The 26,203-nt window shown below is 63.2% G+C and carries 21 protein-coding genes; 4 read left to right on the top strand and 17 right to left on the bottom strand.

All coding sequences use genetic code 11. The features are described from left to right. Positions 1-91 precede the first annotated feature (91 nt). From rpsA to mtnA, 7 genes are all read right to left on the bottom strand, one after another. Positions 92-1,768 carry a 30S ribosomal protein S1 gene (gene rpsA / locus PFU01S_RS04500; protein ID WP_003252673.1) on the bottom strand — a complete coding sequence of 559 codons (1,677 nt, stop codon included), beginning with the start codon at positions 1,766-1,768 and terminating at the stop codon, positions 92-94. 124 nt (positions 1,769-1,892) lie between these two features. Continuing rightward, positions 1,893-2,579: a (d)CMP kinase gene (gene cmk / locus PFU01S_RS04495; protein ID WP_023533778.1), complete on the bottom strand. Its 687-nt coding sequence runs from the start codon at positions 2,577-2,579 to the stop codon at positions 1,893-1,895. Next, complete coding sequence (locus PFU01S_RS04490) at positions 2,576-4,783, bottom strand: bifunctional prephenate dehydrogenase/3-phosphoshikimate 1-carboxyvinyltransferase (protein WP_028688040.1); 2,208 nt, start codon at positions 4,781-4,783, stop codon at positions 2,576-2,578. The genes cmk and PFU01S_RS04490 overlap by 4 nt, the downstream gene beginning before the upstream one ends. Before the next feature lie 110 nt (positions 4,784-4,893). Continuing rightward, complete coding sequence (pheA, locus tag PFU01S_RS04485; protein WP_023533762.1) at positions 4,894-5,988, bottom strand: prephenate dehydratase; 1,095 nt, start codon at positions 5,986-5,988, stop codon at positions 4,894-4,896. Beyond that, positions 5,988-7,073: a 3-phosphoserine/phosphohydroxythreonine transaminase gene (gene serC, locus PFU01S_RS04480; protein ID WP_023533733.1), complete on the bottom strand. Its 1,086-nt coding sequence runs from the start codon at positions 7,071-7,073 to the stop codon at positions 5,988-5,990. The genes pheA and serC overlap by 1 nt, the downstream gene beginning before the upstream one ends. Before the next feature lie 136 nt (positions 7,074-7,209). Then, the gene (gyrA, locus tag PFU01S_RS04475) at positions 7,210-9,975 is read right to left on the bottom strand and encodes a DNA gyrase subunit A (RefSeq protein ID WP_027915875.1); all 2,766 of its coding nucleotides are present in this window, start codon (positions 9,973-9,975) and stop codon (positions 7,210-7,212) included. Between the two features lie 387 nt (positions 9,976-10,362). Then, positions 10,363-11,439, bottom strand: a complete 1,077-nt coding sequence (gene mtnA, locus PFU01S_RS04470) for an S-methyl-5-thioribose-1-phosphate isomerase (RefSeq protein WP_028688041.1) — start codon at positions 11,437-11,439, stop codon at positions 10,363-10,365. Positions 11,440-11,799: 360 nt separating this feature from the next. Between mtnA and ubiG the strand changes: the two genes are divergently transcribed. From ubiG to PFU01S_RS04455, 3 genes are read left to right on the top strand one after another with little or no spacing between them, the layout of a single operon-like run. Then, entirely contained in the window at positions 11,800-12,498 is a 699-nt protein-coding gene (gene ubiG / locus PFU01S_RS04465) for a bifunctional 2-polyprenyl-6-hydroxyphenol methylase/3-demethylubiquinol 3-O-methyltransferase UbiG (protein ID WP_023533768.1), read from the top strand. A 2-nt stretch (positions 12,499-12,500) separates the two neighbouring features. Continuing rightward, the gene (mupP, locus tag PFU01S_RS04460) at positions 12,501-13,172 is read left to right on the top strand and encodes an N-acetylmuramic acid 6-phosphate phosphatase MupP (protein WP_028688042.1); all 672 of its coding nucleotides are present in this window, start codon (positions 12,501-12,503) and stop codon (positions 13,170-13,172) included. Positions 13,173-13,198: 26 nt separating this feature from the next. Next, positions 13,199-13,939 carry a YciK family oxidoreductase gene (locus PFU01S_RS04455; RefSeq protein WP_028688043.1) on the top strand — a complete coding sequence of 247 codons (741 nt, stop codon included), beginning with the start codon at positions 13,199-13,201 and terminating at the stop codon, positions 13,937-13,939. A 103-nt stretch (positions 13,940-14,042) separates the two neighbouring features. Here the strand turns inward: PFU01S_RS04455 and PFU01S_RS04450 are convergent, their stop codons facing one another. From PFU01S_RS04450 to PFU01S_RS04430, 5 genes are all read right to left on the bottom strand, one after another. Next, the gene (locus tag PFU01S_RS04450; RefSeq protein ID WP_028688044.1) at positions 14,043-14,828 is read right to left on the bottom strand and encodes an iron-containing redox enzyme family protein; all 786 of its coding nucleotides are present in this window, start codon (positions 14,826-14,828) and stop codon (positions 14,043-14,045) included. Positions 14,829-14,858: 30 nt separating this feature from the next. Next, a complete protein-coding gene (locus PFU01S_RS04445; protein WP_028688045.1) occupies positions 14,859-17,315 on the bottom strand; it encodes an EAL domain-containing protein in 2,457 nt (818 codons plus the stop codon). Positions 17,316-17,620: 305 nt separating this feature from the next. Continuing rightward, positions 17,621-17,941: an AtuA-related protein gene (locus PFU01S_RS04440; RefSeq protein WP_027915869.1), complete on the bottom strand. Its 321-nt coding sequence runs from the start codon at positions 17,939-17,941 to the stop codon at positions 17,621-17,623. Then, complete coding sequence (locus PFU01S_RS04435; protein WP_028688046.1) at positions 17,938-19,302, bottom strand: acyclic terpene utilization AtuA family protein; 1,365 nt, start codon at positions 19,300-19,302, stop codon at positions 17,938-17,940. Before PFU01S_RS04435 ends, PFU01S_RS04440 begins: the two co-directional genes overlap by 4 nt. After that, positions 19,303-20,595, bottom strand: a complete 1,293-nt coding sequence (locus PFU01S_RS04430; protein WP_028688047.1) for a CitMHS family transporter — start codon at positions 20,593-20,595, stop codon at positions 19,303-19,305. 129 nt (positions 20,596-20,724) lie between these two features. On the opposite strand from PFU01S_RS04430, the gene PFU01S_RS04425 reads away from it, so the two are divergent. Continuing rightward, positions 20,725-21,597 (top strand): LysR family transcriptional regulator, encoded by an 873-nt coding sequence (locus PFU01S_RS04425; RefSeq protein ID WP_028688048.1) that lies wholly within the window; start codon positions 20,725-20,727, stop codon positions 21,595-21,597. Positions 21,598-21,684: 87 nt separating this feature from the next. On the opposite strand, the gene PFU01S_RS04420 is transcribed toward PFU01S_RS04425, so the two are convergent. From PFU01S_RS04420 to PFU01S_RS04400, 5 genes are all read right to left on the bottom strand, one after another. Next, positions 21,685-23,517 carry an ABC transporter ATP-binding protein gene (locus PFU01S_RS04420; RefSeq protein ID WP_027915865.1) on the bottom strand — a complete coding sequence of 611 codons (1,833 nt, stop codon included), beginning with the start codon at positions 23,515-23,517 and terminating at the stop codon, positions 21,685-21,687. Further along, the gene (locus PFU01S_RS04415) at positions 23,510-24,142 is read right to left on the bottom strand and encodes a DsbA family protein (RefSeq protein ID WP_027915864.1); all 633 of its coding nucleotides are present in this window, start codon (positions 24,140-24,142) and stop codon (positions 23,510-23,512) included. Before PFU01S_RS04415 ends, PFU01S_RS04420 begins: the two co-directional genes overlap by 8 nt. A 3-nt stretch (positions 24,143-24,145) precedes the next feature. Then, positions 24,146-25,078, bottom strand: coding sequence for an oxygen-dependent tRNA uridine(34) hydroxylase TrhO (gene trhO / locus PFU01S_RS04410; RefSeq protein WP_027915863.1), 933 nt, complete (start codon positions 25,076-25,078; stop codon positions 24,146-24,148). A 217-nt stretch (positions 25,079-25,295) separates the two neighbouring features. Next, positions 25,296-25,592, bottom strand: a complete 297-nt coding sequence (locus PFU01S_RS04405; RefSeq protein ID WP_027915862.1) for a BolA family protein — start codon at positions 25,590-25,592, stop codon at positions 25,296-25,298. A gap of 8 nt (positions 25,593-25,600) precedes the next feature. After that, positions 25,601-26,125: a DUF2059 domain-containing protein gene (locus PFU01S_RS04400; RefSeq protein WP_027915861.1), complete on the bottom strand. Its 525-nt coding sequence runs from the start codon at positions 26,123-26,125 to the stop codon at positions 25,601-25,603. Positions 26,126-26,203: the final 78 nt, after the last annotated feature.

Below are 26,203 nucleotides of genomic sequence, written 5' to 3'. Positions count from 1 at the left end.
AAAACGTAGGGACACGCCCTAAACGAGGCGAAGATAACGCCCATAAAAAAGGGCGACCCGAGGGTCGCCCTTTTTACCGATCAAACAGAACTCAGTTCTGCTTGGCCATTGCTTCGCGCAGCAGCGCAGCCATGGTGGTATCGGCAGCCGCTTCCGGAGCGTTTTTCAGGCTCTGGATGGCTTCACGCTCTTCAGCGTCGTCTTTGGACTTGATCGACAGGCTGATGACACGCGATTTGCGGTCAACGCTGATGATCTTGGCTTCGATCTCTTCGCCTTCCTTCAGAACGTTACGCGCGTCTTCAACGCGGTCACGGCTGATTTCGGAAGCTTTCAGAGTGGCTTCGATGTCGTCGGCCAGGGTGACGATGGCACCTTTGGCGTCAACTTCTTTCACGATGCCCTTGACGATAGCGCCCTTGTCATTGACAGCAACGAAGTTGGAGAACGGATCGTCTTCCAGCTGCTTGATGCCCAGGGAGATGCGCTCGCGCTCTGGATCGACCGACAGGATGACGGTTTCCAGCTCGTCGCCCTTCTTGAAACGACGTACGGCTTCTTCGCCGGTTTCGTTCCAGGAGATGTCGGACAGGTGAACCAGGCCGTCGATGCCGCCGTCCAGACCAATGAAGATACCGAAGTCGGTGATCGACTTGATGGTACCGGTGATCTTGTCACCCTTGTTGAACTGGCCGGAGAAGTCTTCCCATGGGTTGGACTTGCACTGCTTGATGCCCAGGGAGATACGACGACGCTCTTCGTCGATGTCCAGAACCATGACTTCCACTTCGTCGCCAACCTGAACGACTTTCGACGGGTGGATGTTCTTGTTGGTCCAGTCCATTTCGGAAACGTGTACCAGACCTTCAACGCCTTCTTCCAGCTCAGCGAAGCAGCCGTAGTCGGTCAGGTTGGTTACGCGAGCCTGTACGCGAGTACCTTCTGGGTAACGGGCAGTGATAGCTACCCACGGATCTTCGCCCATCTGCTTCAGACCCAGCGAAACGCGGTTGCGCTCGCGGTCGAACTTCAGAACGCGTACGTCGACTTCGTCGCCAACGTTAACGATTTCCGATGGGTGCTTGATACGCTTCCAAGCCATGTCGGTGATGTGCAGCAGGCCGTCGATACCGCCCAGGTCCACGAATGCGCCGTAGTCGGTGAGGTTCTTGACGATACCTTTGACTTGCTGGCCTTCCTGCAGGGTTTCCAGCAGGGCTTCGCGCTCGGCGGAGTTCTCGGCTTCCAGCACGCTGCGACGGGAAACGACAACGTTGTTGCGCTTCTGGTCGAGCTTGATGACCTTGAATTCCAGCTCTTTGCCTTCCAGGTGGGTGGTGTCGCGCACTGGGCGGACATCAACCAGGGAGCCCGGCAGGAACGCACGGATGCCGTTAACGTCGACAGTGAAGCCGCCCTTAACCTTACCGTTGATAACGCCCTTGACCACTTCTTCGGCGGCGAAAGCTGCTTCCAGAACAATCCAGCACTCGGCGCGCTTGGCTTTTTCACGGGACAGCTTGGTTTCGCCAAAGCCGTCTTCGACCGCGTCCAGCGCAACGTGCACTTCGTCACCGACCTTGATGGTCAGCTCGCCAGCTTCGTTGTAGAACTGCTCGAGCGGGATGACGCCCTCGGACTTCAGGCCAGCGTGTACGGTAACCCAGTCGCCGTCGATGTCGACAACGATACCGGTGATGATCGCACCCGGCTGAAGATTGAGGGTTTTCAGGCTTTCTTCAAAGAGTTCTGCAAAGCTTTCGCTCATTTTAATTCCTGTAGATTCGGGCGAAACAGACGCCCATCGCCACATTCCAGACAATGTGGGTTTCGTTTAGATAAAGGAAAGCGGGCAGGACGTTGACTGGTGCCCCTGCCTGCCTTCCTGGTTATCAGAGGAGATCGCGCAAGGCGAGCTCGCTCCTGATACGTTGCAACACCTGCTCGATGGACAACTCGGTTGAGTCCAACTGAATGGCATCGGCCGCTGGTTTGAGCGGGGCCACTGCACGTTGGGTGTCGCGCTCGTCACGCGCACGAATCTCATCCAGCAGACTCGACAGACTAACATCTTCACCCTTGCCCTTCAACTGAAGGTAACGGCGGCGGGCACGTTCCTCGGCACTGGCGGTCAGAAATACCTTCAGCGGCGCGTCCGGAAACACCACCGTGCCCATGTCACGGCCATCGGCAATCAGGCCTGGGGCCTCGCGAAAGGCGCGCTGGCGCACCAGCAGCGCATCGCGCACCGCAGGCAGCGAAGCAACCATGGAAGCACCGGCACCGACGGTCTCGGTGCGAATCACGTTGCTGACATCCTCACCCTCGAGAATGATCTGCTGCAGTTTACCGGGCTCGGCGGCAATGAATTGCACATCCAGATGGGCGGCAAGCTGAGTCAGCAACTCCTCGTTGGTCAGGTCCACGCCATGGTTGCTGGCATTGAAGGCCAGCAGACGGTACAGCGCGCCCGAATCCAGCAGCCGCCAGCCCAGCTCGCGCGCCATCAGACCGGCCACGGTCCCCTTGCCGGAACCACTGGGCCCGTCGATAGTAATGACTGGCGTCAAGGCGCTCACGACTTGCCCTCTTCGGCCACGCGGATGCCAACCTCAGCGCACAGCGACAGGAAGTTGGGGAACGAAGTGGCGACGTTGGCGCAGTCATGGATACGAATCGGCGCGCTGGCGCGCAGCGATGCGACGCTGAAGGCCATCGCGATGCGGTGGTCACCGTGCCCGTGCACCTCACCGCCGCCCAGTTGCCCGCCGTCGATGATGATGCCATCGGGGGTGGGCTCACACTGGATGCCCAAAGTGAGCAGGCCATCGGCCATCACCTGGATGCGGTCGGACTCTTTCACGCGCAGTTCTTCGGCACCGCGCAGCACGGTACGCCCTTCGGCGCAGGCAGCGGCGACGAACAGCACGGGGAATTCGTCGATGGCCAGTGGCACGAGCGCCTCCGGGATCTCGATACCCTTGAGCTTGGCACCGCGCACACGCAGGTCCGCCACCGGCTCACCGCCCACCTCACGCTGGTTCTCCAGGGTGATGTCGCCGCCCATCAGGCGCAGGATGTCGATGACGCCGGTGCGGGTCGGGTTGATGCCGACATGTTCGAGCACCAGTTCCGACCCCTCGGCAATGGATGCCGCCACCAGGAAGAACGCTGCAGACGAGATATCGGCCGGCACCTCGATGCGGGTGGCGGTGAGTTTGCCGCCGGACTGCAACGAGGCGACCGGGCCATCGGACTGCACGTGGTATCCGAAACCGCGCAGCATGCGCTCAGTGTGGTCGCGCGTTGGCGCCGGCTCGGTGACGGTGGTGCGCCCCTCGGCGTACAGGCCGGCCAGCAGCAGGCAGGATTTGACCTGGGCGCTGGCCATCGGCAGCGTGTAGGTCAGGCCCTTGAGCGGCTTGCCGCCGCGAATGGTCAGCGGCGGACGGCCTTCGGGGCCGGTCTCGACCACGGCGCCCATTTCGCGCAGCGGGTTGGCCACCCGGTTCATCGGGCGCTTGGAAAGCGAGGCGTCGCCGGTCATGGTGACGTCGAACGACTGGCCGGCCAGCAGGCCCGACAGCAGGCGCATCGAGGTGCCGGAGTTACCCACGTACAGTGGACCCGGCGGCGGCTTCAGGCCGTGCAGGCCGACACCATGGATGGTCACGCGGCCCTGATGGGGGCCTTCGATGACGACGCCCATGTCGCGAAATGCCTGCAAGGTCGCCAGGGCATCTTCACCTTCGAGGAAACCCTCGACCTCGGTGGTGCCTTCGGCCAGCGAGCCGAGCATGATCGAGCGATGGGAAATCGACTTGTCGCCCGGTACGCGGATTCGCCCGTTCAGGCGGCCACCGGGTTGGGCCAGGAAAATCAGATCGTTGGCGTTCATAGCGTCCACATAGGCCCGGCGGGCCAGGATTTTACTGAAATGCTCGCGGGCAAACCGAGCGCGGGTGAAAACACCCAGCAGCTGGTGCCCGTCCCCTTCAGCGATCGCGTCGCGCAAGGCGTCGAGATCACTGCGATATGTATCGAGTGTGCGCAGGACAGCGTCGCGGTTGGCGAGAAAGATGTCATGCCACATGGTCGGGTCGCTACCGGCGATTCTCGTGAAATCGCGAAAGCCTCCCGCAGCGTACCGGAAGATGTCCAGGTTTTCATTGCGCTTGGCCAGCGAATCGACCAGCCCGAAGGCCAGCAGGTGTGGCAAGTGGCTGGTCGCAGCCAGCACTTCGTCGTGGCGCTCGACGGGCATATGCTCAACGTCAGCCTCCAGCGTACGCCACAGGCGATCGACCAGGGCCAACGCAGCAGGGTCGGTTTCGGCCAGCGGCGTGAGGATGACCTTATGCCGACGGAACAGGCTGGCGTTGGACGCCTCCACCCCGCTCTGCTCGGAGCCGGCGATGGGGTGGCCAGGCACGAAGCGCGACAAGCGCTCGCCAAGGACCGAACGCGCTTCGCGCACGACGTTACCCTTGGCGCTGCCGACGTCAGTGATCACGGCCTCACCCAGATCGAGCCGGGCCAGGCGCGCCAGGACTTTCTCCATGGCCAGGATCGGCACGGCCAGCTGGATCACGTCGGCGCCAAGGCAGGCCGTGGCTAGATCCTCTTCGCAGCGGTCGACCACGCCCAGGGCAACGGCCTGCTTGCGCGAAGGCGCATCGAGGTCGACGCCGACCACTTCGCGGCATAGGCCACTTTCACGCAGGCCTTTGGCGAACGAGCCACCGATCAGACCGAGACCGACCACCACCAGGCGGTCGATGATCGGGACGGGTTTGGTTTTTGCTGCTTTTACCACTGGTATGAACCCTGTACGAAAATCGAGGCAGTCCTTGAGGGCTTACGGGGCCATGCATCGGCCCGGAAGGTTGCGCTTCAAAGCACCGCCTTCGGATAAGACCCCAGCACTTTCAGCGCCACCGCCTCCTGGCTGATCTGTTCGAGCACTGCCTTGATCAACGGATCGCGGTGATGACCGACGAAGTCGATGAAGAAGACATACGTCCACTTGCCACTGCGCGAAGGCCGGGTCTCGATGCGGGTCAGGTCGATGCCGTTCTGGTGGAACGGCACCAACAGCTCGTGCAGGGCACCGGGCTTGTTGCTCATCGAGACGATGATCGAGGTCTTGTCGTCCCCAGTGGGTGGCACTTCCTGGCTGCCAATCATCAGGAACCGCGTGGCGTTGTCCGGGCGGTCCTCGATTTTCTCCGCAAGGCGGGTCAGCCCGTACAGGTTGGCCGCCATGTCGCCGGCGATGGCCGCCGAGTTCCACTCACCCTTGACCCGCTTGGCAGCCTCGGCGTTGCTCGACACCGCTACCCGCTCGACATTGGGGTAGTGGGCATCGAGCCACTTACGGCACTGGGCCAATGACTGGGCATGGGAGTAGATGCGGCTGATACTGTCGGTCTTGGTGTTCTCGCCCACCAGCAGATGGTGGTGAATACGCAGCTCCACTTCGCCACAGATCACCATGTCGTGCTCGAGGAAGCTGTCCAGGGTGTGGCTCACTGCGCCTTCGGTGGAGTTTTCCACCGGCACCACGCCGAAGTTCACGGCCCCGGCCGCCACTTCGCGGAACACCTCGTCGATGGCCGCCATCGGGCGGCTGACTACCGCATGACCGAAATGCTTCATGGCGGCGGCCTGGGTAAAGGTGCCTTCAGGGCCCAGGTAGGCGATCTTGAGCGGCTCTTCCAATGCCAGGCACGAGGACATGATCTCGCGGAACAGCCGCGCCATCTCCTCGTTGTCCAGCGGGCCCTTGTTGCGCTCCATCACGCGCTTGAGCACGGCAGCCTCGCGCTCGGGACGATAGAACACCGGCGCCTCGCCCTCGGCCAACGACGCCGTCTTGACCTTGGCCACTTCCTGGGCGCAGCGGGCACGCTCGCTGATCAGCTCGAGAATCTTTTCGTCGAGGCTGTCGATGCGCACACGCAGTGCCTGCAGTTCATGCTCGGACATCAACCGTGCTCCTTCTCGAATTCAGCCATGTAGGCCACCAAGGCTTCGACCGCATCCAGACCCAAGGCATTGTAGATGGATGCACGCATGCCTCCGACTGACCGGTGTCCCTTGAGGTTGAGCAGGCCACGGGCGTCGGCACCGGCCAGGAAGGCCTTGTCCAGACGCTCGTCGGCCAGGCGGAACGGCACGTTCATCCACGACCGGGCATTGACGCTGATCGGGTTGCTGTAGAACGCGCTGGCATCGATGAACCCGTACAGCAGGTCTTTCTTGGCACGGTTGCGCTGCTCCATGGCGTCCACGCCGCCCTGCTCCTTCAACCACTCGAAGACCAGGCCCGAGAGGTACCAGGCATAAGTCGCAGGCGTGTTGTACATCGAGCCATTGTCTGCCGAAACCTTGTAGTCGAGCATGGTCGGGCAGCTGCTGCGGGCATGGCCCAGCAGGTCTTCACGCACGATGACCACCACCAGCCCGCTGGGGCCGATGTTCTTCTGGGCACCTGCGTAGATCAGGCCGAACTGCGACACGTCGATGGGGCGCGAGAGAATGTCGGAGGACATGTCGACCACCAGCGGCACATCGCCGGTCTGTGGCACCCAGTCGAACTGCAGGCCACCGATGGTCTCGTTGGAGGCATAGTGCACGTAGGCTGCGTTGGCGGTCAGGTTCCATTCGTTCTGACCAGGGATGGCCAGGTAGTCGTAGGGCTTGGCGCTGGCAGCCACGTTGACGTTGCCGAAGCGGCGCGCTTCCTCGATGGCTTTCTTCGACCAGATACCGGTCTCGATGTAGTCGGCGGTGCCGTCTTCAGGCAACAGGTTGAGCGGGATTTCGGCAAATTGCTGGCTGGCGCCGCCCTGCAGGAACAGCACCTTGTAATTGGAGGGGATGGACAGCAGGTCACGCAAGTCCTGCTCGGCCTTCTCGGCGATGGCCACGTAGTCGTCGCTGCGATGGCTCATCTCCATGACCGACAGGCCCTTGCCGTGCCAGTCCAGCATCTCGGCCTGGGCGCGCTGCAGCACGGCATCAGGAAGCGCGGCAGGGCCTGCGCAGAAGTTAAAGGCTCGTTTGCTCACATCCACTCTCGCTCTGCCAAATAGAACAACATCGTAATTCGGTGGCCCAGGCCTGCCTGGGGCCCTTGCAGGCCAAATGCCTGGCTTGATCAGTCAAACGGGGCGACCTTGGTCGCCCCGTTCGGGTTCAGCGCACTTACTCTTGCGGGGCTTCTTCGGCGCCCGCTGCATCTTGCTCGTCAGGGGCCTGGGCCTCCACGCCCTCCTCGTCAAGCTCGATGAGCGCATCGAGCTCTTCCTCGGACGGCTCCTGGATGCGCTCAAGGCCCACCAGCGTCTCGTCGGAGGCCAGCTTGATCAGCGTCACGCCCTGGGTGTTACGGCTCAGGCTGGACACCTCGCCGACCCGGGTACGTACCAGTGTGCCCTGATCGGAAATCAGCATGATTTCCTCACCTTCCTGCACCTGGATGGCGCCGATCAGCAACCCATTGCGCCCCTTGGTACCCATGGCGATCACGCCCTGGCCGCCACGGCCGCGACGAGGGAACTTGGACAGCGGGGTACGCTTGCCATAGCCACGCTCGGACGCGGTGAGGATCTGCGCACCGGACTCCGGGATCAGCATCGAGATGATCTGCTGCCCCTTGCCCAGCTTCATGCCGCGCACGCCGCGGGCGGTACGGCCCATTTCGCGCACCACGCTTTCGGCAAAGCGGATGACTTTGCCGGCGTCGGAGAACATCATCACTTCCTTGGCACCATCGGTGATGGCCGCAGCGATCAGGGTGTCACCTTCCTTGAGCTTCAGGGCGATCAGGCCGTTGGAGCGAGGACGGGCAAACTGGACCAACGGCGTCTTCTTGACAGTGCCGGAAGCGGTGGCCATGAAGATGTAGGCGCCAGTAGGCTCTGCCGCCCACTCGGGGGTGTCGCCTTCTTCCTCGTCCACTTCCTCGACTTCGACCAGCTCGCCTTCGAGCACGGCGTCATCGGCGTCTTCGAGTTCTTCTTCAAGGTCGGCGTTCTGCTGCAAGGCCTCAAGATCGACCTGCAGCATGGCGGTGATGCGCTCACCCTCTTCCAGCGGCAGCAGGTTGACCAGCGGGCGACCACGGGCAGCGCGAGATGCCTCGGGGATTTCGTAGGTCTTTTTCCAGTACACCTTGCCCTTGCTGGAAAACAGCAGCAGGGTGGCGTGACTGTTGGCGACCAACAGGTGCTCGATGTAGTCCTCGTCCTTCACGCCGGTGGCCGACTTGCCCTTGCCGCCACGGCGCTGGGCCTGGTAGGCGGACAATGGTTGGGTCTTGGCATACCCACCATGGGAAATGGTCACCACGCGCTCTTCTTCGGGGATCATGTCGCCGTAGTTGAGGTCGTGGCTGGCATTGAGGATCTCGGTGCGGCGGGCATCGCCGTACTCGGCGCGAATCGCCTCGAGCTCTTCGCGGATCACTTCCATCAGGCGCTCGGCGCTGTTGAGAATGCGGATCAGCTCACCGATCTGCTCCAGGATTTCCTGGTACTCGGCCAGCAGCTTCTCGTGCTCCAGGCCAGTCAGGCGGTGCAGGCGCAGATCAAGGATCGCCTGGGCCTGTTCCGGCGACAGGTAGTACTTGCCGTCGCGCAGGCCGTATTGTTCAGGCAGGTCGGCCGGGCGGCACGAATCGGCACCGGCACGTTCGACCATGACCTGCACGGCACTCGATTCCCAGGCGGTGGACACCAGGGCTTCCTTGGCCTCCGACGGGGTGGGCGAGGCCTTGATCATCGCGATGACCGGGTCGATGTTGGACAGCGCAACCGCCTGGCCTTCGAGGATGTGGCCGCGCTCACGCGCCTTGCGCAGTTCGAACACGGTGCGCCGGGTGACCACTTCGCGGCGGTGGCGCACGAAGGCTTCGAGCAAGTCCTTGAGGTTGAGCAGGCGCGGACGGCCATCGACCAGGGCCACGACGTTGATGCCGAACACGCTTTGCAGCTGGGTCTGCGAGTACAGGTTGTTGAGCACCACCTCCGGCACCTCGCCGCGACGCAGCTCGATGACGATGCGCATGCCGTCCTTGTCGGACTCGTCGCGCAGCTCGGTGATGCCCTCGATCTTCTTCTCTTTGACCAGCTCGGCGATCTTCTCGATCAGGCGCGCCTTGTTCAACTGGTACGGCAGCTCGGTCACCACGATCTGCTGACGACCGCCCACCTTGTCGATGTCTTCGATCTGGGAGCGGGCCCGCATGTAGATGCGGCCACGGCCGGTGCGGTAGGCCTCGATGATGCCCTGGCGGCCGTTGATCAGGCCTGCGGTAGGGAAATCGGGACCGGGGATGTGCTGCATCAGCTCATCGATGGTGACGTCCGGGTTGTCGATCAGCGCCAGGCAGCCATCGATCACTTCGCCCAGGTTGTGCGGCGGAATGTTGGTGGCCATGCCCACGGCGATGCCGCTGGAACCGTTGACCAGCAGGTTGGGAATACGCGTCGGCATGACCGCCGGGATCTGCTCGGTGCCGTCGTAGTTGGGCACCCAGTCGACGGTTTCCTTGTGCAGGTCGGCCAGCAGCTCATGAGCCAGCTTGGCCATGCGCACTTCGGTGTATCGCATGGCCGCGGCGTTGTCGCCGTCCACCGAACCGAAGTTGCCCTGGCCGTCGACCAGCAGGTAGCGCAGCGAGAAAGGCTGGGCCATACGCACGATGGTGTCGTAGACCGCAGTGTCGCCGTGCGGGTGGTACTTACCGATCACGTCACCGACCACACGGGCGGATTTCTTGTACGGCTTGTTCCAGTCGTTGCCCAGTTCGCTCATCGCAAAGAGAACGCGGCGATGCACGGGCTTCAAGCCGTCACGCGCATCGGGCAGCGCTCGCCCGACAATCACGCTCATCGCGTAGTCGAGGTAAGACTGTCTCAGTTCGTCTTCGATATTGACCGGGAGGATTTCTTTGGCCAGTTCGCCCATGAGAAGCCTGATTCCTTTTTCTGGTGAAACTTCGCAGCGCCATCAAGGGCCGAACGAAGCTCGCCGCCGCAGTGCACTCGCCTGTGACGACTTACGACAAATCAATGAGTTGTGCCATGGATCTGCGCAATGAAGACCGCCGCACAGCGGGGTCTTGGAAACTGCCGGATATTACCACAACGGCAGGGGTAGTGGGAGATGCGGCAAGTGGCCAGCCGGGCCGCGAATTCATGCCCTGGCCGAGCGGTGCACGCCGGGGTGAACGGTAGCCGCGAGCCCCACAGGCCCGCGCTCGACAGCGCGCCGGGCAGGTGCGCCTGGGCGCGTGTAAACACCTGCTAGGTCGGCAGCAGGCTATGGCGCACGAAGGGTCTGCTGCGCCGCCCTTCAGTGAAGGCGCTTGCGGCACATCATCTGCGCCAGCTTGGCGGTATCCGGGCGTTCGATGATGCCGCGCTCGGTCACGATCACATCAATCAGGTCCGCCGGGGTCACGTCGAAGACCGGATTGAATACCTCCACCTCCGGTGCCACCCGCGTGCCGGCATAGTCGAGCAGTTCATCCGGCTCGCGCTCTTCAAGCGGGATGTCGTCCCCCGTCTCCAGGTTCAGGTCGATACTGCTGCTCGGGGCTACCACCATGAAGCGCACACCATGGTGCATGGCGCTGACCGCCAGTTGATAAGTGCCGATCTTGCTGGCCACATCCCCATTGGCAGCGATGCAATCAGCGCCGACCACGACCCAGGTGATGCCCTTGGTCTTCATCAAGTGCGCCAGGGCCGAATCGGCGCACAGGGTGACCGGCAGGCCTTCGTTGGCCAGCTCCCAGGCCGTGAGCCGCGATCCCTGGAGCCACGGGCGAGTTTCCCCGGCGTACACCCGCTCCACCATGCCTTCCAGAAAGCCTGCGCGAATCACCCCCAGCGCGGTTCCGAAACCGCCGCTGGCCAAGGCGCCGGCATTGCCGTAGGTCAGCAGCGTCTGGGCATTGCCCTGGTGTCGGCGGATCAGTTCGGTGCCGTGCTGGGCCATGGTCAGGTTGGCCTCGCGATCGCTTTCGTGAATGGCCAGCGCCTCGGCTTCCAGTGCGCCCAGCACGTTCTCGTCGGGACGCAGGCGTTGCAGGCGCTCGCGCATCCGGTTCAAGGCCCAGAACAGGTTGGCTGCGGTAGGGCGCGCCTCGGCCAGGAGCATGAAATCCTCTTCGAGGTCCATCTCCCAGTCGCCACCTTCTGCCAGACGCTCCTCGGCGGCCAGTACCAGCCCATACGCGGCCACGATACCGATGGCCGATGCGCCGCGCACGGCCATGTCGCGAATGGCGGTGGCCACCTGGGCGACAGTGTCGCAGGCCAGCCAGTGTTCCTGGGACGGCAGCAGGCGCTGGTCGAGCAGATGCAGAACGCCGCCCTGCCAGCGGATTCCGGTCACCTTCTCGGCCGCCAAAAGTTGCTCGCGCATCACCTCTCCCCGTCGTTCGCGTATCAAAAGCCGGCGATTATAGCGACCCGGCGCCCCGAGCGCTCGGGTATACTTCGGCCTTTTCCAGCGCAAGCTGCGCGCCGCAGACATCCGGCAGCACAAGCAAGGTTGGGCACAGCGTCGCTGGCCGAGGCGCCATCGCCGCCCGCCCTCTGGCATGGGCCTTTACGGCCACGCACAGAAAGCCACCGCACTGCCCGACAGGCAAAAGGCCCACGGGGTGTGCACGAGCCCGGCCTGAACGCCGTGCGAACGCTTGGGCCAACGCCACCGTCTGTATGTCATGTACCTTGCAGCTTGCCACGTGAAGCTGATTCCCACGTTTCTGAGGACTGTTCAATGAGCAACGTCGACCGCGCTGAAATCGCCAAATTCGAAGCGCTGGCCCACCGCTGGTGGGACCGCGAGAGCGAGTTCAAGCCGCTGCACGATATCAACCCGCTGCGCGTCAACTGGATCGACGAGCGCGCCCACCTGGCTGGCAAGAAAGTGCTGGACGTGGGTTGCGGCGGCGGCATCCTCAGCGAAGCCATGGCCCTGCGCGGCGCCTCGGTGACCGGCATCGACATGGGCGAGGCGCCCCTGGCCGTCGCCCGCCTGCATCAACTGGAGTCGGGCGTGGAGGTCGAATACCGTCAGGTCACGGCCGAGGCCCTGGCCGAAGAAATGCCCGGTGCCTTCGACGTGGTCACCTGCCTTGAGATGCTCGAGCACGTACCTGACCCGTCATCGGTAATCCGCGCTTGCTACCGCATGGTCAAGCCAGGCGGCCAGGTGTTCTTCTCCACCATCAACCGCAACCCCAAGGCCTACCTGCTGGCCATCGTCGGCGCCGAGTACATCCTCAAGATGCTGCCGCGCGGGACCCATGACTTCAAGAAGTTCATCCGCCCTTCCGAGCTGGGTGCCTGGAGCCGCGTCGCCGGCCTTGAGGTCAAGGATATCATCGGCCTGACCTACAACCCGCTGACCAAGCACTACAAGCTCAGCAGCGACGTGGATGTCAACTACATGATCCAGACCCTGCGCGAGGAATGAGCATGCGCCTGCGAGCGGTACTCTTCGACATGGACGGCACCTTGCTGGACACGGCGCCCGATTTCATCGCCATCTGCCAGGCCATGCTCGCCGATCGAGGCCTGCCGGCCGTCGACGACGAGCTGATCCGGGGTGTGATCTCCGGTGGTGCTCGCGCCATGGTGGCCGCCACCTTCGCCATGGACCCGCAGGCCGAGGGTTTCGAAGCCCTGCGCCTGGAGTTCCTGGAGCGCTACCAGCGCGACTGCGCCGTGCATACCCGCCTGTTCGATGGCATGAGCGAGCTGCTGGAGGACATCGAGCGAGGCAAGCTGCTGTGGGGCGTGGTCACCAACAAGCCGGTGCGCTTCGCCGAGCCGATCATGCAGCGCCTGGGCCTGGCCGAGCGTTCGGCCTTGCTGATCTGCCCGGATCATGTAAAGAACAGCAAACCCGACCCGGAGCCGCTCATCCTGGCCTGCAAGACCCTGGCGCTGGACCCTGCCAGTGTGCTGTTCGTCGGTGACGACCTGCGCGATATCGAATCCGGCCGAGATGCTGGCACCCGCACCGCCGCGGTACGCTTCGGCTACATCCATCCTGAGGACAACCCCAACAACTGGGGTGCCGACGTGGTGGTGGACAGCCCGCAGGAGCTGCGTAAAGTCATCGACAGCGCCCTGTGTGGTTGCTGATCACCGCTAACGCCAAAGGATCTGACATGTTCGAATACACTGCCCGCCCCGACCTGCTCAAAGGCCGGGTCATCCTGGTCACCGGTGCCGGGCGCGGCATCGGTGCTGCCGCGGCCAAAGCCTACGCCGCCCTGGGCGCCACGGTGCTGTTGCTCGGCAAGACCGAAGCGAACCTCAATGCGCTCTATGACGAGATCGAAGCGGCCGGGCATCCCCAGCCTGTGGTGATCCCGTTCAACCTGGAAACCGCCCTGGCCCATCAGTACGACGAGCTGGCGGTCATGATCGAGGAACAGTTCGGGCGCCTGGACGGGTTGCTCAACAACGCCTCGATCATCGGTCCACGCACGCCCCTGGAACAGTTGTCGGGCGACAACTTCATGCGCGTCATGCACATCAACGTCAATGCCACCTTCATGCTCACCAGCACCCTGCTGCCGCTGCTCAAGCAGTCCGAAGACGCTTCGGTGGTGTTCACCAGCAGCAGTGTCGGGCGCAAGGGCCGCGCCTATTGGGGCGCCTACGGCATCTCCAAGTTCGCCACCGAAGGCATGATGCAGACCCTGGCCGACGAACTCGAAGGGGTGGCGCCGGTGCGCTCCAACAGCATCAACCCGGGCGCGACGCGTACGGCCATGCGCGCGCAGGCCTACCCGAGCGAGAACCCCCAGGACAACCCGCTGCCCGAGCAAATCATGCCGGTCTACCTCTATCTGATGGGGCCTGACAGCAAGGATGTGAACGGGCAGGCATTCAACGCCCAGTGAGCGGCTCGTCTACCTGAGGCCGCCTTGCGCGTTCTCGGCCGTTTCGCAGCCCATCGCCGGCGTATCGGCGATGGGCTGAGCCTGCGTCACGACAGGCGCGCAATCACCCCGCCGCCAACGCCGGGCTCGCCCGCTCGTGCTGGGTGGCTTCAAGTTGCATGCACCGCTCCAGGAACAGGTACATGCAGTCATAGCTCTTGCAGATGGCCCGGCGCAATTCGGTGCGCAAGGCCGTGCTCGGGTTCTCGCCTACCAGCGTACAGATGATCTCCAGCGCCTCCCACGGGTGGGTGTCGTCATACTGCGCGTGCATCTTGAGCCACTTCATGGCCCGCTTGCGCTGCTCTTCCGGGAAGCCCATCGCGTAGGTGTCGGTGGAACACACCACCGCCGACCACTCCCCGGTGGCCCCTTCGATGGCATAGTTGGTGGCGGCCATGGCAATGGCCAGGTTTTCCGTGGCACACACACGCCAGCACCAATCGTTGAGGCCATTGAGCTCAGGCGGCACATCCTGAGCCTGCAGGTCGTGCAGGTGAATGCCGTGGGCGTGGGCCCAGTTCACCCAGTAATCGGCATGGTTAAGCTCCACGCGGATATTACGCATCAACCAGCGCCGCGCCATGTCCTCGCCTGGGTGCCGGCCATAACGGGTCTTGGTGAGGTTATGGGCCATGTACAACGAGAACTGCTCGACCACCGGCCAGCCGCCGATCAGGTACTGGCGAATAGTCGCTTGCTTCAATTTGCCGTCACGCAGACGTCGATACACCTCATGGTCAACCACTCGCTGCTTGCTCTCATGGCAATCGGCAAGCAGTTGCTGGGCCCATTTGGGGTAACTGGCCGGGTCCATCAATGGCCCGATACGAACGAATGCATCAATCACTGTCTACTCCTTGTTCCTTGTGATTTCCAGCTAACGAAAGGTGCCAGGCGCCCGCTGCAACAGAGGCCGGGCGGCAATCCGTTGGCGATGCAGACTGTCACATGTGAATACCTGGGGCCGCTCGATCAGATAGCCCTGGGCGTAATCGACACCAATTTCCTGTAGCGCTTGTTCGATCATGGGTGTTTCCACGAATTCTGCAATGGTGCGCTTGCCCATGACATGGCCAATATGGTTGATGACCTCCACCATGGCCCGGTTGACCGGATCGTCCAGCATGTCCTTGACGAAGCTGCCGTCGATCTTGAGGAAGTCGACGGGCAGATGCTTGAGGTAGGCGAACGATGACATGCCTGCACAGAAATCATCCAGTGAAAAACGACAACCCAGGCCTTTTAGCTCGTTGATGAAGCGAATGGCGCTGCCCAGGTTGGCAATGGCGCTGGTTTCGGTGATCTCGAAGCAGATCATGCGCGGAGGAATGGCATATTCGGCGAACAGGCGCTGCAGGTATTCGAGGAACTTGTCATCGCCGATGCTTGCACCGGACAGGTTGATGGCGCAGGTCGACAGCGGCCCCTGGTGGCCTGCATCCAGGCATTGGCGGATGATGATGAAGACGTTGCGCACTACCCAGCGATCGAGCGCGGTAATCAGCCCGTAGCGCTCGGCAGCCGGGATGAAGCTGTTGGGGAGTATGGTGCGCCCGCTTTCATCGTGCAGGCGCAGCAGGATTTCGATGTGGCCGGGCCCCTCGAAAGCCTTCAACGGCGCGATCTCCTGGGCGTACAGGCAGAACCGGTTCTCTTCCAGGGCCACGTGCAAGCGCTGAATCCAGGCCATCTCGCCAAACCGAATGGACAGCTCGCTGTCATCGGCGTGGTACACCTGAACCCGGTTGCGCCCCTTTTCCTTGGCCATGTAGCAGGCCATGTCAGCAGCCCGCAGTGATGCCTCGAGGGTGCCGGGGGCCTGAGCGATATGCACCAGCCCGATGCTGACCGTGGTCACGAACGGCCGGCCTTTCCACACGAAGTGCAGGCTCTGGACGGTCTGGCGTAACTGCTCGGCAATCCGCTCGGCCTGCTCGGACGGGCAATTCTCCAGCAACACGCCAAACTCATCGCCCCCCAGCCGCGCCAGCGTGTCACCTTCTCGCAGGCCCGATTGCAGCACGGCGCAAATGTGCCGAAGCAGCTCATCCCCGGCGGCATGCCCGCACGTATCATTGACCAGCTTGAACTGATCCAGGTCCAGGAACATCAGTGAATGGCGCCCAGGCTGGCGCGCCAGCGCATTGAGCGCCTGCTCCAGCCGGTATTCGAACTCGCGACGGTTGGCCAGGCCTGTCAGCGCATCGTGCGTGGCCTGCCAGGAGAGGTTGGCGATGTACTGGCGCTCCTGGGTCATGTCGTGCAGCACCAGCACGATGCCATTGACCTGTCCGTCATTGACAATGGACGAGCCCACCAGGTTGATCGACACCGTGCTGCCGTCCAGGCGCTGAATCAGCCGGGCATGTTCGGCGCCCCCTTTCAAACTGCCACTGAGCACCTGCTCCACCAGGCTGCGGCCCTCGTCCACGTCGTGCTCGTCCACCAGGGTGAACAGGGCCGACAACGGCAGGCCCAGGGCCTGGACGGCCTTCCAGTGGGTCAGCTGCTCGGCCGCCGGGTTCATGTAGCCGATCAAGCCCTCCACATCCGTGGTGATTACCGCATCACCGATAGCCTGCAAAGTGATCTGCGCACGCTCCTTTTCTTCCTGCAGCGCGTTGGCAAATGCCTGGCGCTGGGCCAGCAGTTTGCTGGAGCGCCGCCAGGCGATGGTGATCAGGATCATCGCAGTCAGCAGGTTGGTGATCAGCAGCACCCGCAGCAGGACGCGCGACCCCTCGCCCAGGGCATCGCTGAACGCCTTGGCAGCCGGCGTCACCCCCTCGTTGATGGTGGCAATGCGGCTTTTCCAGGCACGAATCACCTGCTCATCGACCGGCCCGCTGGCGAAGCGCTGGTGCATCTCGCCCGCCAGCACGTTCAGCTTGGCCAGGTAGTCGTCGCCGATGTCCCAATAATTGATGGCTGTCTGCAGGTAGCTGACAGTACGAAAGTGGCGGTAGAACCAGATGATGCGTTCCACGTCGTCGGGGTGGTTGCCACCTTGCAGGACGGCCTGGCGCACCGCCTCCAGGTCCAGATTCGACTGATCCATGAGCTTGCGCGCGCGGTGATCGCCCTGGGGCACCACGATGGCCTGCTGGTAGCGGCCATAGGTGGCTTCGTCGCGCGTGGTGGCGTACAGATTGAGGTAGTAGATGGCGTCTTTTTGCGCCTTTGACCACAAGCTTTCGCCCGCCACGTAGGCACGCACGGCAGAAAGCGTGTAGAGGCTGAGGCTGCCAAGGGCGACCTGGAAAACCACCACGGCGATGAATGGCCAGGTGAGCCCGAGGAGCTTGGGCGCTTCTTGAGTGCGATGTCCCTTCATGGAGTCCCTGTCACAGAGCAGATAAGGCGCGAATCAACCCAGACAAAGCACAGCGTAGGCCATCTGCCATTAACGCGATGAAAATTTAGGGGCCCGATTTCAGTCAATGATAGCCGCCGCGCCTGCTGCCTGCAGGGCGCAGCGTCTGGCTCGCCGGTTTGAGCGTGGCGCGGTGCTGGACCCATTGTCGCAGACACCGCACGGACCCCGTCAATCACGTCATGCCAGCCTGGTTTTCGGCCCACTCAAGTGCGCACCGCAGGGGCCGGGCTTGACCCGTGCGCACGGCGCGGGCCGACCGCTTGTCAGAGTTCGAGATCCAGCAGCGCCGCCCCCAGCGTCTTGCCATGGGCATCCAAGGCCAGCGATCGGGTCACACCGCCACGCAGGATGCCGGGCAGCACGAAGTTCAACGCCCCGAGCTGCGCCAGCTCGTACCGGCGAACGGGGGGGCCTGCCGGGTCCAGCAACTCGGCAAAGTGGGCCGTGACGCGCTCTACCGTCAGCCACTGGGCCAGGCGCGGGTAGTCAGCCGAATCAAAGGCGATTACCGAGATGTTCGACGTGTCGCCCTTGTCGCCAGTACGGCTGTGGGCTATATCGCGCAATTTCGTGTGGGTACTCATGCCACCTCCTCCAGATGCACCTGCAAGGCGACCGCGTCCCTGGGCAGCAACAGCGAAGCCACCGCCACCACCTGACGCACCGACTTGCTCGCTCCACCGCCGCCATAGGGGCCGTTGGTGTAGAGGGTTTCCACCTCGTTGCCGATGCGCACCGCATCATTTTTGGTGGCGCAGCGCGCCGCCACACGCAGCCGCACCTCCCAGGGCTCGCCCTGGGCGCGCTGGGCCAGGTCGTCACCGTGCAAGGCGCTGACGCCTATCAGCTCGCTGCGTATATCGTCGCAGGCCACACCGGTCAGTTGCAGGCGCTTGCGTACGATCGCTTCGGCCAGGCGCCCGCGGGCCACCGCACCAGGGCCGCCATAGGACATCTGCCCTTCGCCGATCCAACCGTCGAGAAAACCCACCGACACCTTCAACGCCTCCGGGCGCGCGCGCCCACTGGCGCCTCGCACCTGGACCTCATCTTGATCCAGGGCCTGAAACGTCACCTGACTGAAATCAGCCGTCACATCGGGCGTAAGGTAAGCGGCCGGATCATGCACTTCGTACAACAGTTGCTCGGTGCAGGTAGCGGTATCGATGCGCCCGCCGGAACCGGCCACCTTGCTGATCACCGCATGGCCCATGGCATCGATTTCGGCCAGCGGGAAGCCGAGGCGGTCGAGTTCGGGCACTTCCTTCACCCCGGGGTCGGCGAAGTAGCCGCCGCTGATTTGCCCTGCGCATTCGAGCAGGTGCCCGACCAGGGTGCCGCGCCCCAGTAGCGTCCAGTCGTCGACGCGCCAGCCGAACTCGAACAGCTGCGGTGCGAGAAACAGCGACGGATCGGCCACACGGCCGGTGACCACGATATCTGCATCGGCCTGCAAGGCCTGCACGATACCCTCTGCGCCCACATAAGCGTTGGCTGAAATCAATCGATCGCCCAGTTCAGAGAGGGTGGCACCGTTGTCGAGGGTCTGCTCGGGCCATTGCTGCAAGGTGGCGAGCACATCGTCGCCGGTCAGCGCCGCCACTTTGATACCAGGCAAGCCAAGCTCAGCCGCGATGCGGCGGATTTCAGAGGCCGCGCCCAGTGGGTTGGCCGCACCCATGTTGGTGATGATGCGCAGGCGCCGCCGCGTGCCGTCGGCCCCTGGACCTACGTAAGGCAGCACGCGGCGCATGCGCTCGCCCAGCAAGGGGTCGAAACCACCGTGCGGGTCCAGCAACCGCGCTTGCTGCGCCAGGGCGATGGTGCGCTCGGCCAGGCATTCGAACACCAGGTAGTCCAGTTCACCCTGTTGCGCCAACTCGATGGCCGGCTCGATGCGGTCGCCCGAATAACCGGCGCCAGCGCCGATGCGTATGGTCTTCATCTAGAAAACTCCAATGACCAGGGCGGTCAAGGTCATCAGAACCGAGGCCGCGAACAGGAAAGGGATGGTGAAGCGCTGGTGATCGGCCAGTTCGATCTTGCACAGGCCAACCAGCAGGAAGGTCGCGGGGGTCAGTGGACTGACCGGAAAACCCGTGGTGTGCACGCCCAGAAGCGAAGCCTGGGCTACTTGCATCGGGTCCACGCCCAGGGCTCTGCCAACCTCGGCGACCACCGGCATGATGCCGAAGTAGAACGAATCCGGGTCGAACAGCAGGCTCAGGGGCATGGAAAGAAAACCGACTACCGCAGGAATCAGTTGGCCATGCCCTGCAGGAATCTGCCCCACCGCCACCTCGGCCATCGCTTTGAGCATGCCGGTGCCTTGCATGATGCCAGTGAGGACGCCCGCGGCCAGAAGAATGCTGGCCATGGTCAGCGCGGTCTTGGCATGGGCGTCGATGCGCGCCCGCTGCGCGTCCACGTTGGGGTAGTTCAGGCACAAGGCGAGCACGGTACCGACCATGAACATCACCACCGGGTCCACCACCCCTGCGATCATTACGCCCATCACCACCAGGGTCAGCAGCAAATTGGGCCAGAACAGGCGCGGCTTGCGCAGCTCGCGTTCGGCGTCGGTGAGCACACGCTGGTGAGGGGTGACGTCGAGCGCGTCCCGGCCCAGACCCAGGCGCCGTTCTTCGCGTCGCCCAAGCCAGTAGGCACAGGCGAAGACGAAGATCAGCCCGACGATCTGCACCGGAATCAGCGGCTGAAACAGGTCAGCCACCGGCACGTGCAGCGCTGCCGATGACCGCAGCACCGGGCCGGTCCAGGGCAGGAAGTTGACCCCGGCCGCCATGGCCGTGACGCAGGCCAGGATGCGCTTGTCCATGCCCAGGCGGGTGTACAGCGGCAGCATCGCGGGGATGGTCACCAGGAAGGTCACTGCGCCCGAACCGTCCAGGTGCACCAGCAGGGCCAGCAGGGCCGTGCCCATGACGATGCGCGTCGGGCGTGTGCCGACGCGCTTGAGGATGCGGTCGATGATCGGGTCGAGCATGCCGGCGTCGGTCATGATGCCGAAGAACAGGATGGCAAAAACGAACATGCCCACGACCGGGGCGACGTTCTTGATGCCGGTGATGATGAAGCCGCTGGTTTGCAGGCCGAAGCCACCGAGCAACGCTGCGATGATGGGCAGGGCGATCAGGGCGACCAGGGGGGAGATGCGTTTGCTCATGATGCTCACGAGCATGCACAGGACAGTAGCGACACCGAGGGTGGCGAGCATGGGGTTTCCTCTTGGGCCTCTGGTCCGCGGTTGCGAGAGAAGGCCCTGTTGTTGTTTTGCAAGAGTAATAACAACGGCGTTAGGCTCTGTGAATTGAAATATTCGGCAGGCCACGTTCGGAAAAACAAAATGAAGAATGCGATCCAGCTCATCCGTGCGTTCCTGGCGGTGGCGCGAACCGGTAACTTTTCCAAGGCCGCCCTGACCCTGAACCTGTCGCCCTCGGCGCTCACCGTGCAGATTCGCCAACTCGAAGACTGGCTTGGGGTGACCTTGCTCGAACGCAGCCCGCGTCACGTAGGCCTCACCGCTGCCGGTCAGCATGCGTTGCTACCGATGGAAAAGTTGCTGCTCGATCTGGACAACATCGTCGAGGCGGCCCGTGACCATGCCACCTCCCGCCGTGGTGTACTGACCATCGCGGCCCTGCCCTCGCTGTGCTCGGGGTTGCTGCCAGGCGTGGTGCAGCGCTTTCGCGAACGCTTCCCCGGCATCGAGGTCAGGCTGCGTGACGTGGTAGCCCAGCGCATCGATACGCTAGTGCTGGAGCAGGAAGTGGATTTCGGCCTGAGTGTGCAGGCACGGCCTACCCAAGGGCTGGCGTTCAAGGCCGTGCTCGAAGATCGCCTGTGCCTGTACGTACCGCACGACCACCCCTTGGCCAGGCATACGGCGGTGACGCTGGCCGAAGCGGCGGCATACCCCATGCTGCTGACCGGACGGGACAGCAGCGTGCGCAACCTGGTCGAGCGGCTGTTCGCCGACGCGCGCCTGCCCCTGGCGGCAGGGCTTGAAGCTAACTACATGTCGACGGTGCTGGCACTGGTGCGTCAGGGCCAGGGCGTGGCGTTGTTGCCCGAGTCGGCCGACGAGGGCCGTCACGAAGTGAGCAAGGTGGCGGTGGATCATCCGGGAGTGGTACGCGAGATCGGCGTGATCACGCGGGCTGAACAGGTGATGGCGCCGGCCGGTGTCGAATTCCTGCGATTGCTCAGGCCCTAGCCTGGGTGTGAAACGCTCGAATACTCGGTGAGACTGTGTTGCAAGCAGCCCCGTCTGACCGTCGCCCCAAGGCACTTCACACAGCGCTCAGAGCTGCTGCAGGTGCCCGTACAGTTTGGCGTACAACCCGCCCTCGGCAATCAACTGCTGATGGTCGCCGTCCTCGGCCACATGACCGCCGTCGAACACCAGCACCCGGTCCGCCTGTTTCACCGCCGACAAGCGGTGGGCAATGATCAGCGTGGTGCGGCCCTTGAGAAAACGCGCCAGCGCCTGATGCAGGTTGTATTCGGTGGCAGCGTCCAGCGCCGAGGTGGCTTCGTCCAGAATGACCACCTTGGGTTCGGCCAGTACCATGCGGGCAATGGCCAACCGTTGACGCTGACCGCCGGACAAGCGAACACCCGAACGCCCGACCACGCTGTCCAGGCCGTGAGGCAGCGCGGCGATGGTGCCGTCGAGCTGAGCGATCCGCAGTGCCTGCCAGCAGGCATCATCGGTGCAGTCCCGGCCCATGGTCAGGTTGGCCCGCACACTGTCGTTGAACAGCGACGGGTGCTGCAAGACCACGGCCACCTGCTCACGCAGGGTTTCCAGGCCGATTTCCTGCAGGGTGGCACCGCCGAAGCGAATGGTGCCTGCATCCGCGCTGTACAGCCCGAGCAGCAGCTGCACGAGCGTGCTCTTGCCACCCCCGCTGGCGCCGACAATGGCAACCTTCTCACCGGGTGCGATGGCCAGGTTCAGGTTATCCAGCACCGGCTCGTCGGCGTAGGCAAAGGACAGGTCCCGTACCTCGATGCCCACCGTTGCGTGCCCGGCGAAAGGGTCACTGGCTGCCGGGTACTGGGGCTCGTCGGCGCGTGCCAGCAGCTCATTGAGGCGGTTGAGCGCACCGCCAGCGGCATAGTAGGCATATTGCAGGTTCAGCAACTGCTCGACCGGGCCGATCATGAACCAGAGGTAGCTGAAGACGGCAAGCATCTGGCCGATCGACAAGTCCGAGAACAACACCGTCAACATGGCCGCTGCGCGGAAGATGTCGATGCCGAACTGGAACAACAGTCCGCTGGCGCGGCCGCTGGCGTCGCTCTTCCACTGCGATTCCACGGCGTAGTCGCGCACCTCGCGAGCCTTGACGCCCAATCGACCGAGGAAATAGCCCTGGCGGTTACTGGCGCGGACCTCCTGGATGGCATCGAGCGTTTCGGCTAACGCCTGGGTGAAGCGGGCCGTGCTGTCGTTCTCGAGCTTTTTCAGGTGCTTGACCCGCTTGCCCAACTGCACCGTGAAGTAGATGACCAGCGGGTTGAACAGCAGGATCAGCAGCGCCAGTTGCCAGTGCATCCACAGCAGGATGGCGGCCGTGCCGGTGAGGGTGAGCATGGCGACCAGAAAGCGGCTGAGGGTCTCGCCCACGAACTTGTCGAGGGTGTCCAGGTCCGTGACCAGGTGCGTGGTGACCGTGCCGCTGCCCAGGTTCTCGTACTCTTTCAGGGAAATACGCTTGAGCCGTTCGATCAGGCGAATGCGTAGCCGGTAGACGATGTCCTTGGCCAATCCGGCGAACAGCCTGGCCTGGATGACGTTGAACGCCAGTGCCGCCAGGCGCAGGCACAAGGTCAGGCACAACATCAGGCCGATATAGCCTGCTGCGACCTGCCAGCCAGACGGCAGCAGCTGGTTCATCCACTTGAGCGCGGCATCGCCGTGCCCGAGCAGCACTTCATCCACCAGCAGCGGCAGCAATAATGGGATCGGGACACTGCAGCAGGCTGCCAGCACGGCAATCAGGTTCGCCGTCCACAGCTGCTTTTTGTGGTGCAGGGCAAGCCGGCGGATTTCCGACCAGCTCAACCGGTCGGCCGAGCCCGCCGGCTTGGACGGCGCCGGGTCGGGCGACCCGGGCACATCAAGCATTGGCAGCCTGCTGCAGCCAGCGGCCAAGCAACGGTTGCAGACGCTCAAGCGGCTGATAACCGTTGGTCAGCAAGGCCAGTTGGCCGTTGCGCTCAGCGAGCAAGGTCGGGAAGCCCGCGATGCCCAAGCCTTGCGCCCAGGCGAAATCCGCGGCGGTGGCAGCGCGGGTTTCGGCGCGGGTGAACGCCTCGGCGAACGGCCCGCGCTCAAAACCCGCCTGCTCGGCCAGCTCCACCAGGTGCGGGGCGGTGGTCACGTCATGAGCCCCTTCATAGAACGCAGACTGTATGGCTGCCAGCAGAGGCCAGAGGCGCTCGCCATCCAACTCGCGGGCAGCTACCAGTGCTCGGCAGGCCGGTTCGGTGTCGTAGACAAAGCCGTCGGGCATGGCGCCCTCGAAATTGAAAGGCTGCCCCGTTGTCTGGGCCACGGCCTGCCAATGCTCGAGAATGTACTTGCGGGTGGCGCCGTCCAGCGCGGCACTGCCGCTGCGCAGCCCGCCGACCACCAGATGGGTAGGCACGCCCGCCTGACTGGCCTGATCGATCAGCGCACTGGCCACCGGTGCGAAGCCCCAGCACCAGGAACACATCGGGTCCATCACGTAGATCAGGCGCGCAGACATCACTCAGGCCTCGGCTTTGTAGTTGTGGCCAATCGGATGTGGCAGGTTGCGGGCCTTGGCCAGCTCGATCTGCTTCTGCCGGTCGATGGCGCTGCGGCGGGTCTTTTCGCTCAGCGAATCCCAGCAGTGCGGGCAGCTTACACCTGGCGAGTAGTGCTCCGAGGCACGCTCCTGGGCATTGATCGGGTGACGGCAGGCGTGGCACTGGTCATATTCACCCTCGCTCAGGTCATGGCGAACCGTGACGCGGTTATCGAACACGAAGCAGTCGCCCTCCCACAGGCTTTGTTCCTGTGGCACTTCCTCGAAGTACTTCAGGATGCCACCTTTCAGATGATAGACCTCCTCGAAGCCTTCACCGAGCATATAGCTGGACGCTTTTTCGCAACGGATGCCGCCAGTGCAGAACATGGCGACCTTCTTGTGGCGGGCCGGGTCGAAGTTGGCCTTGATGTAGTCGGGAAATTCGCGGAACGTTTCGGTCTTGGGGTCGATGGCCCCCTTGAACGTGCCGATGGCCACTTCGTAGTCGTTGCGCGTGTCGACCAGCAGCACCTCGGGGTCGCTGATCAGCGCGTTCCAGTCCTTGGGCTCGACGTAGGTGCCCACCGCCTGATTGGGGTCGACCCCAGGCACGCCCAGGGTGACGATCTCTTTCTTGAGCTTGACCTTGGTACGGTAGAAGGGCTGCTCGTCGCAGTACGACTCCTTGTGGTCGATGTCCACCAGGCGCGGGTCGCTGCGCAGCCAGGCCAGCAGGCCGTCGATGCCTTCGCGGGTGGCCGACACGGTGCCGTTGATGCCCTCATGGGCCAACAGCAAGGTGCCTTTGACATGGTTGTCGAGCATGGCCTTGAGCAGCGGCTCGCGTAGCTCGACGTAGTCTTGCAAGGTGACGAACTTGTACAGCGCCGCGACGACGATGGGGTGTGACATGAATCAGGTTCTCCAGGTGGCTGCCCTCGTAAGGGGCGGACCGGGTTACACAATGAACAAAGGGCCGCCGCACGCCCATCGCAGGCACACATGCCGCTTCAGGTGCCCGGTGCGTCAACGCAGTGGGGTTACCTGAAGCAGCTGGCGTACCAGCGATGGGCTGTGCAGCAGCCCCTTTTTGGGATGAAGCGGATTCTACCAGAACAACAGCAAGCTTTCAGTGCCCGCCGCCGGCGCAGACAGGCGATGCCGGCGCGCTGCCGACCTGTGCCCATTCATCGCCGGTATAGGTGTGAATCGCCAGCGCATGAATCTGGCCCATCAGCTCGCCCATGGTCGCATACACCTTCTGGTGCCGCTTGACGCTGTTCAAGCCTTCGAACACCTCGCTCACGATCACGGCCTTGTAGTGGGTCTGCTGACCACGGCTGTGCATGTGGCTTTCATCGAGCACCTGCAGGTGCTGAGGCGCCAGGCTCGCCAGTTGCTGTTCGATACGCTGTTGCATGTTCATGGCCGTGCTCACTTCTTGGCTGGCGCGGCTGCCTTGCCGTAGTTAGGGTCCAGCTCCTTGGTCATGTCTTCAAGCAGCTTGTTGACCACCGGCACCGCCGGTTCGAGGGTCTGCTGGGTCAGCTGAGCCGATTGCTGGGTGACCTTGGGCATCTCGCGCAGCACCTTGCGGCCAAGGGGCGACTCGTAGAACTTGACCAGGTCCTTGAGCTCTTGCTCGGTAAAGGTCTGGGTGTAGAGGTCGACCATCTTGGGCTTGAGCTTCTTCCAGCCGATGGCGTTGTCCAGCGCGGCGTTGGCCTTGGCCTGGTAGCTTTCCAGCACAGGCTGCTTGGAGGCAGGCGCCTTGGTCTGGGCAAAGCGCTGGGCGAACATCTGCTGCACTTGCATGTACACCGGCGTGCCCAGTTTGTCGGCATTGGCCAAGGTCAGGAATTTCTCGGCAGCGGCGTTGTGGCTGGGGGTGGCGGCCAGGACCTGGCCACTGGCGCAAGCCAGGGCGACAGCAGCACAGAGGACACGAAGACGGGTCATTGCATTTCCTTCAGGAGGGGGAGGCGGTACCTCAGAGCGAGCATTCTGCGCCCGCCAGGGCGAGCTGCTCAAGTGGCA

It is taken from the genome of Pseudomonas fulva NBRC 16637 = DSM 17717, assembly GCF_000730565.1.
In the GTDB taxonomy this organism is placed as follows: Bacteria; Pseudomonadota; Gammaproteobacteria; order Pseudomonadales; family Pseudomonadaceae; genus Aquipseudomonas; species Aquipseudomonas fulva.
Note: the sequence above shows the minus strand (reverse complement) of the source record. Positions and strands in the feature narration are given on the sequence as shown.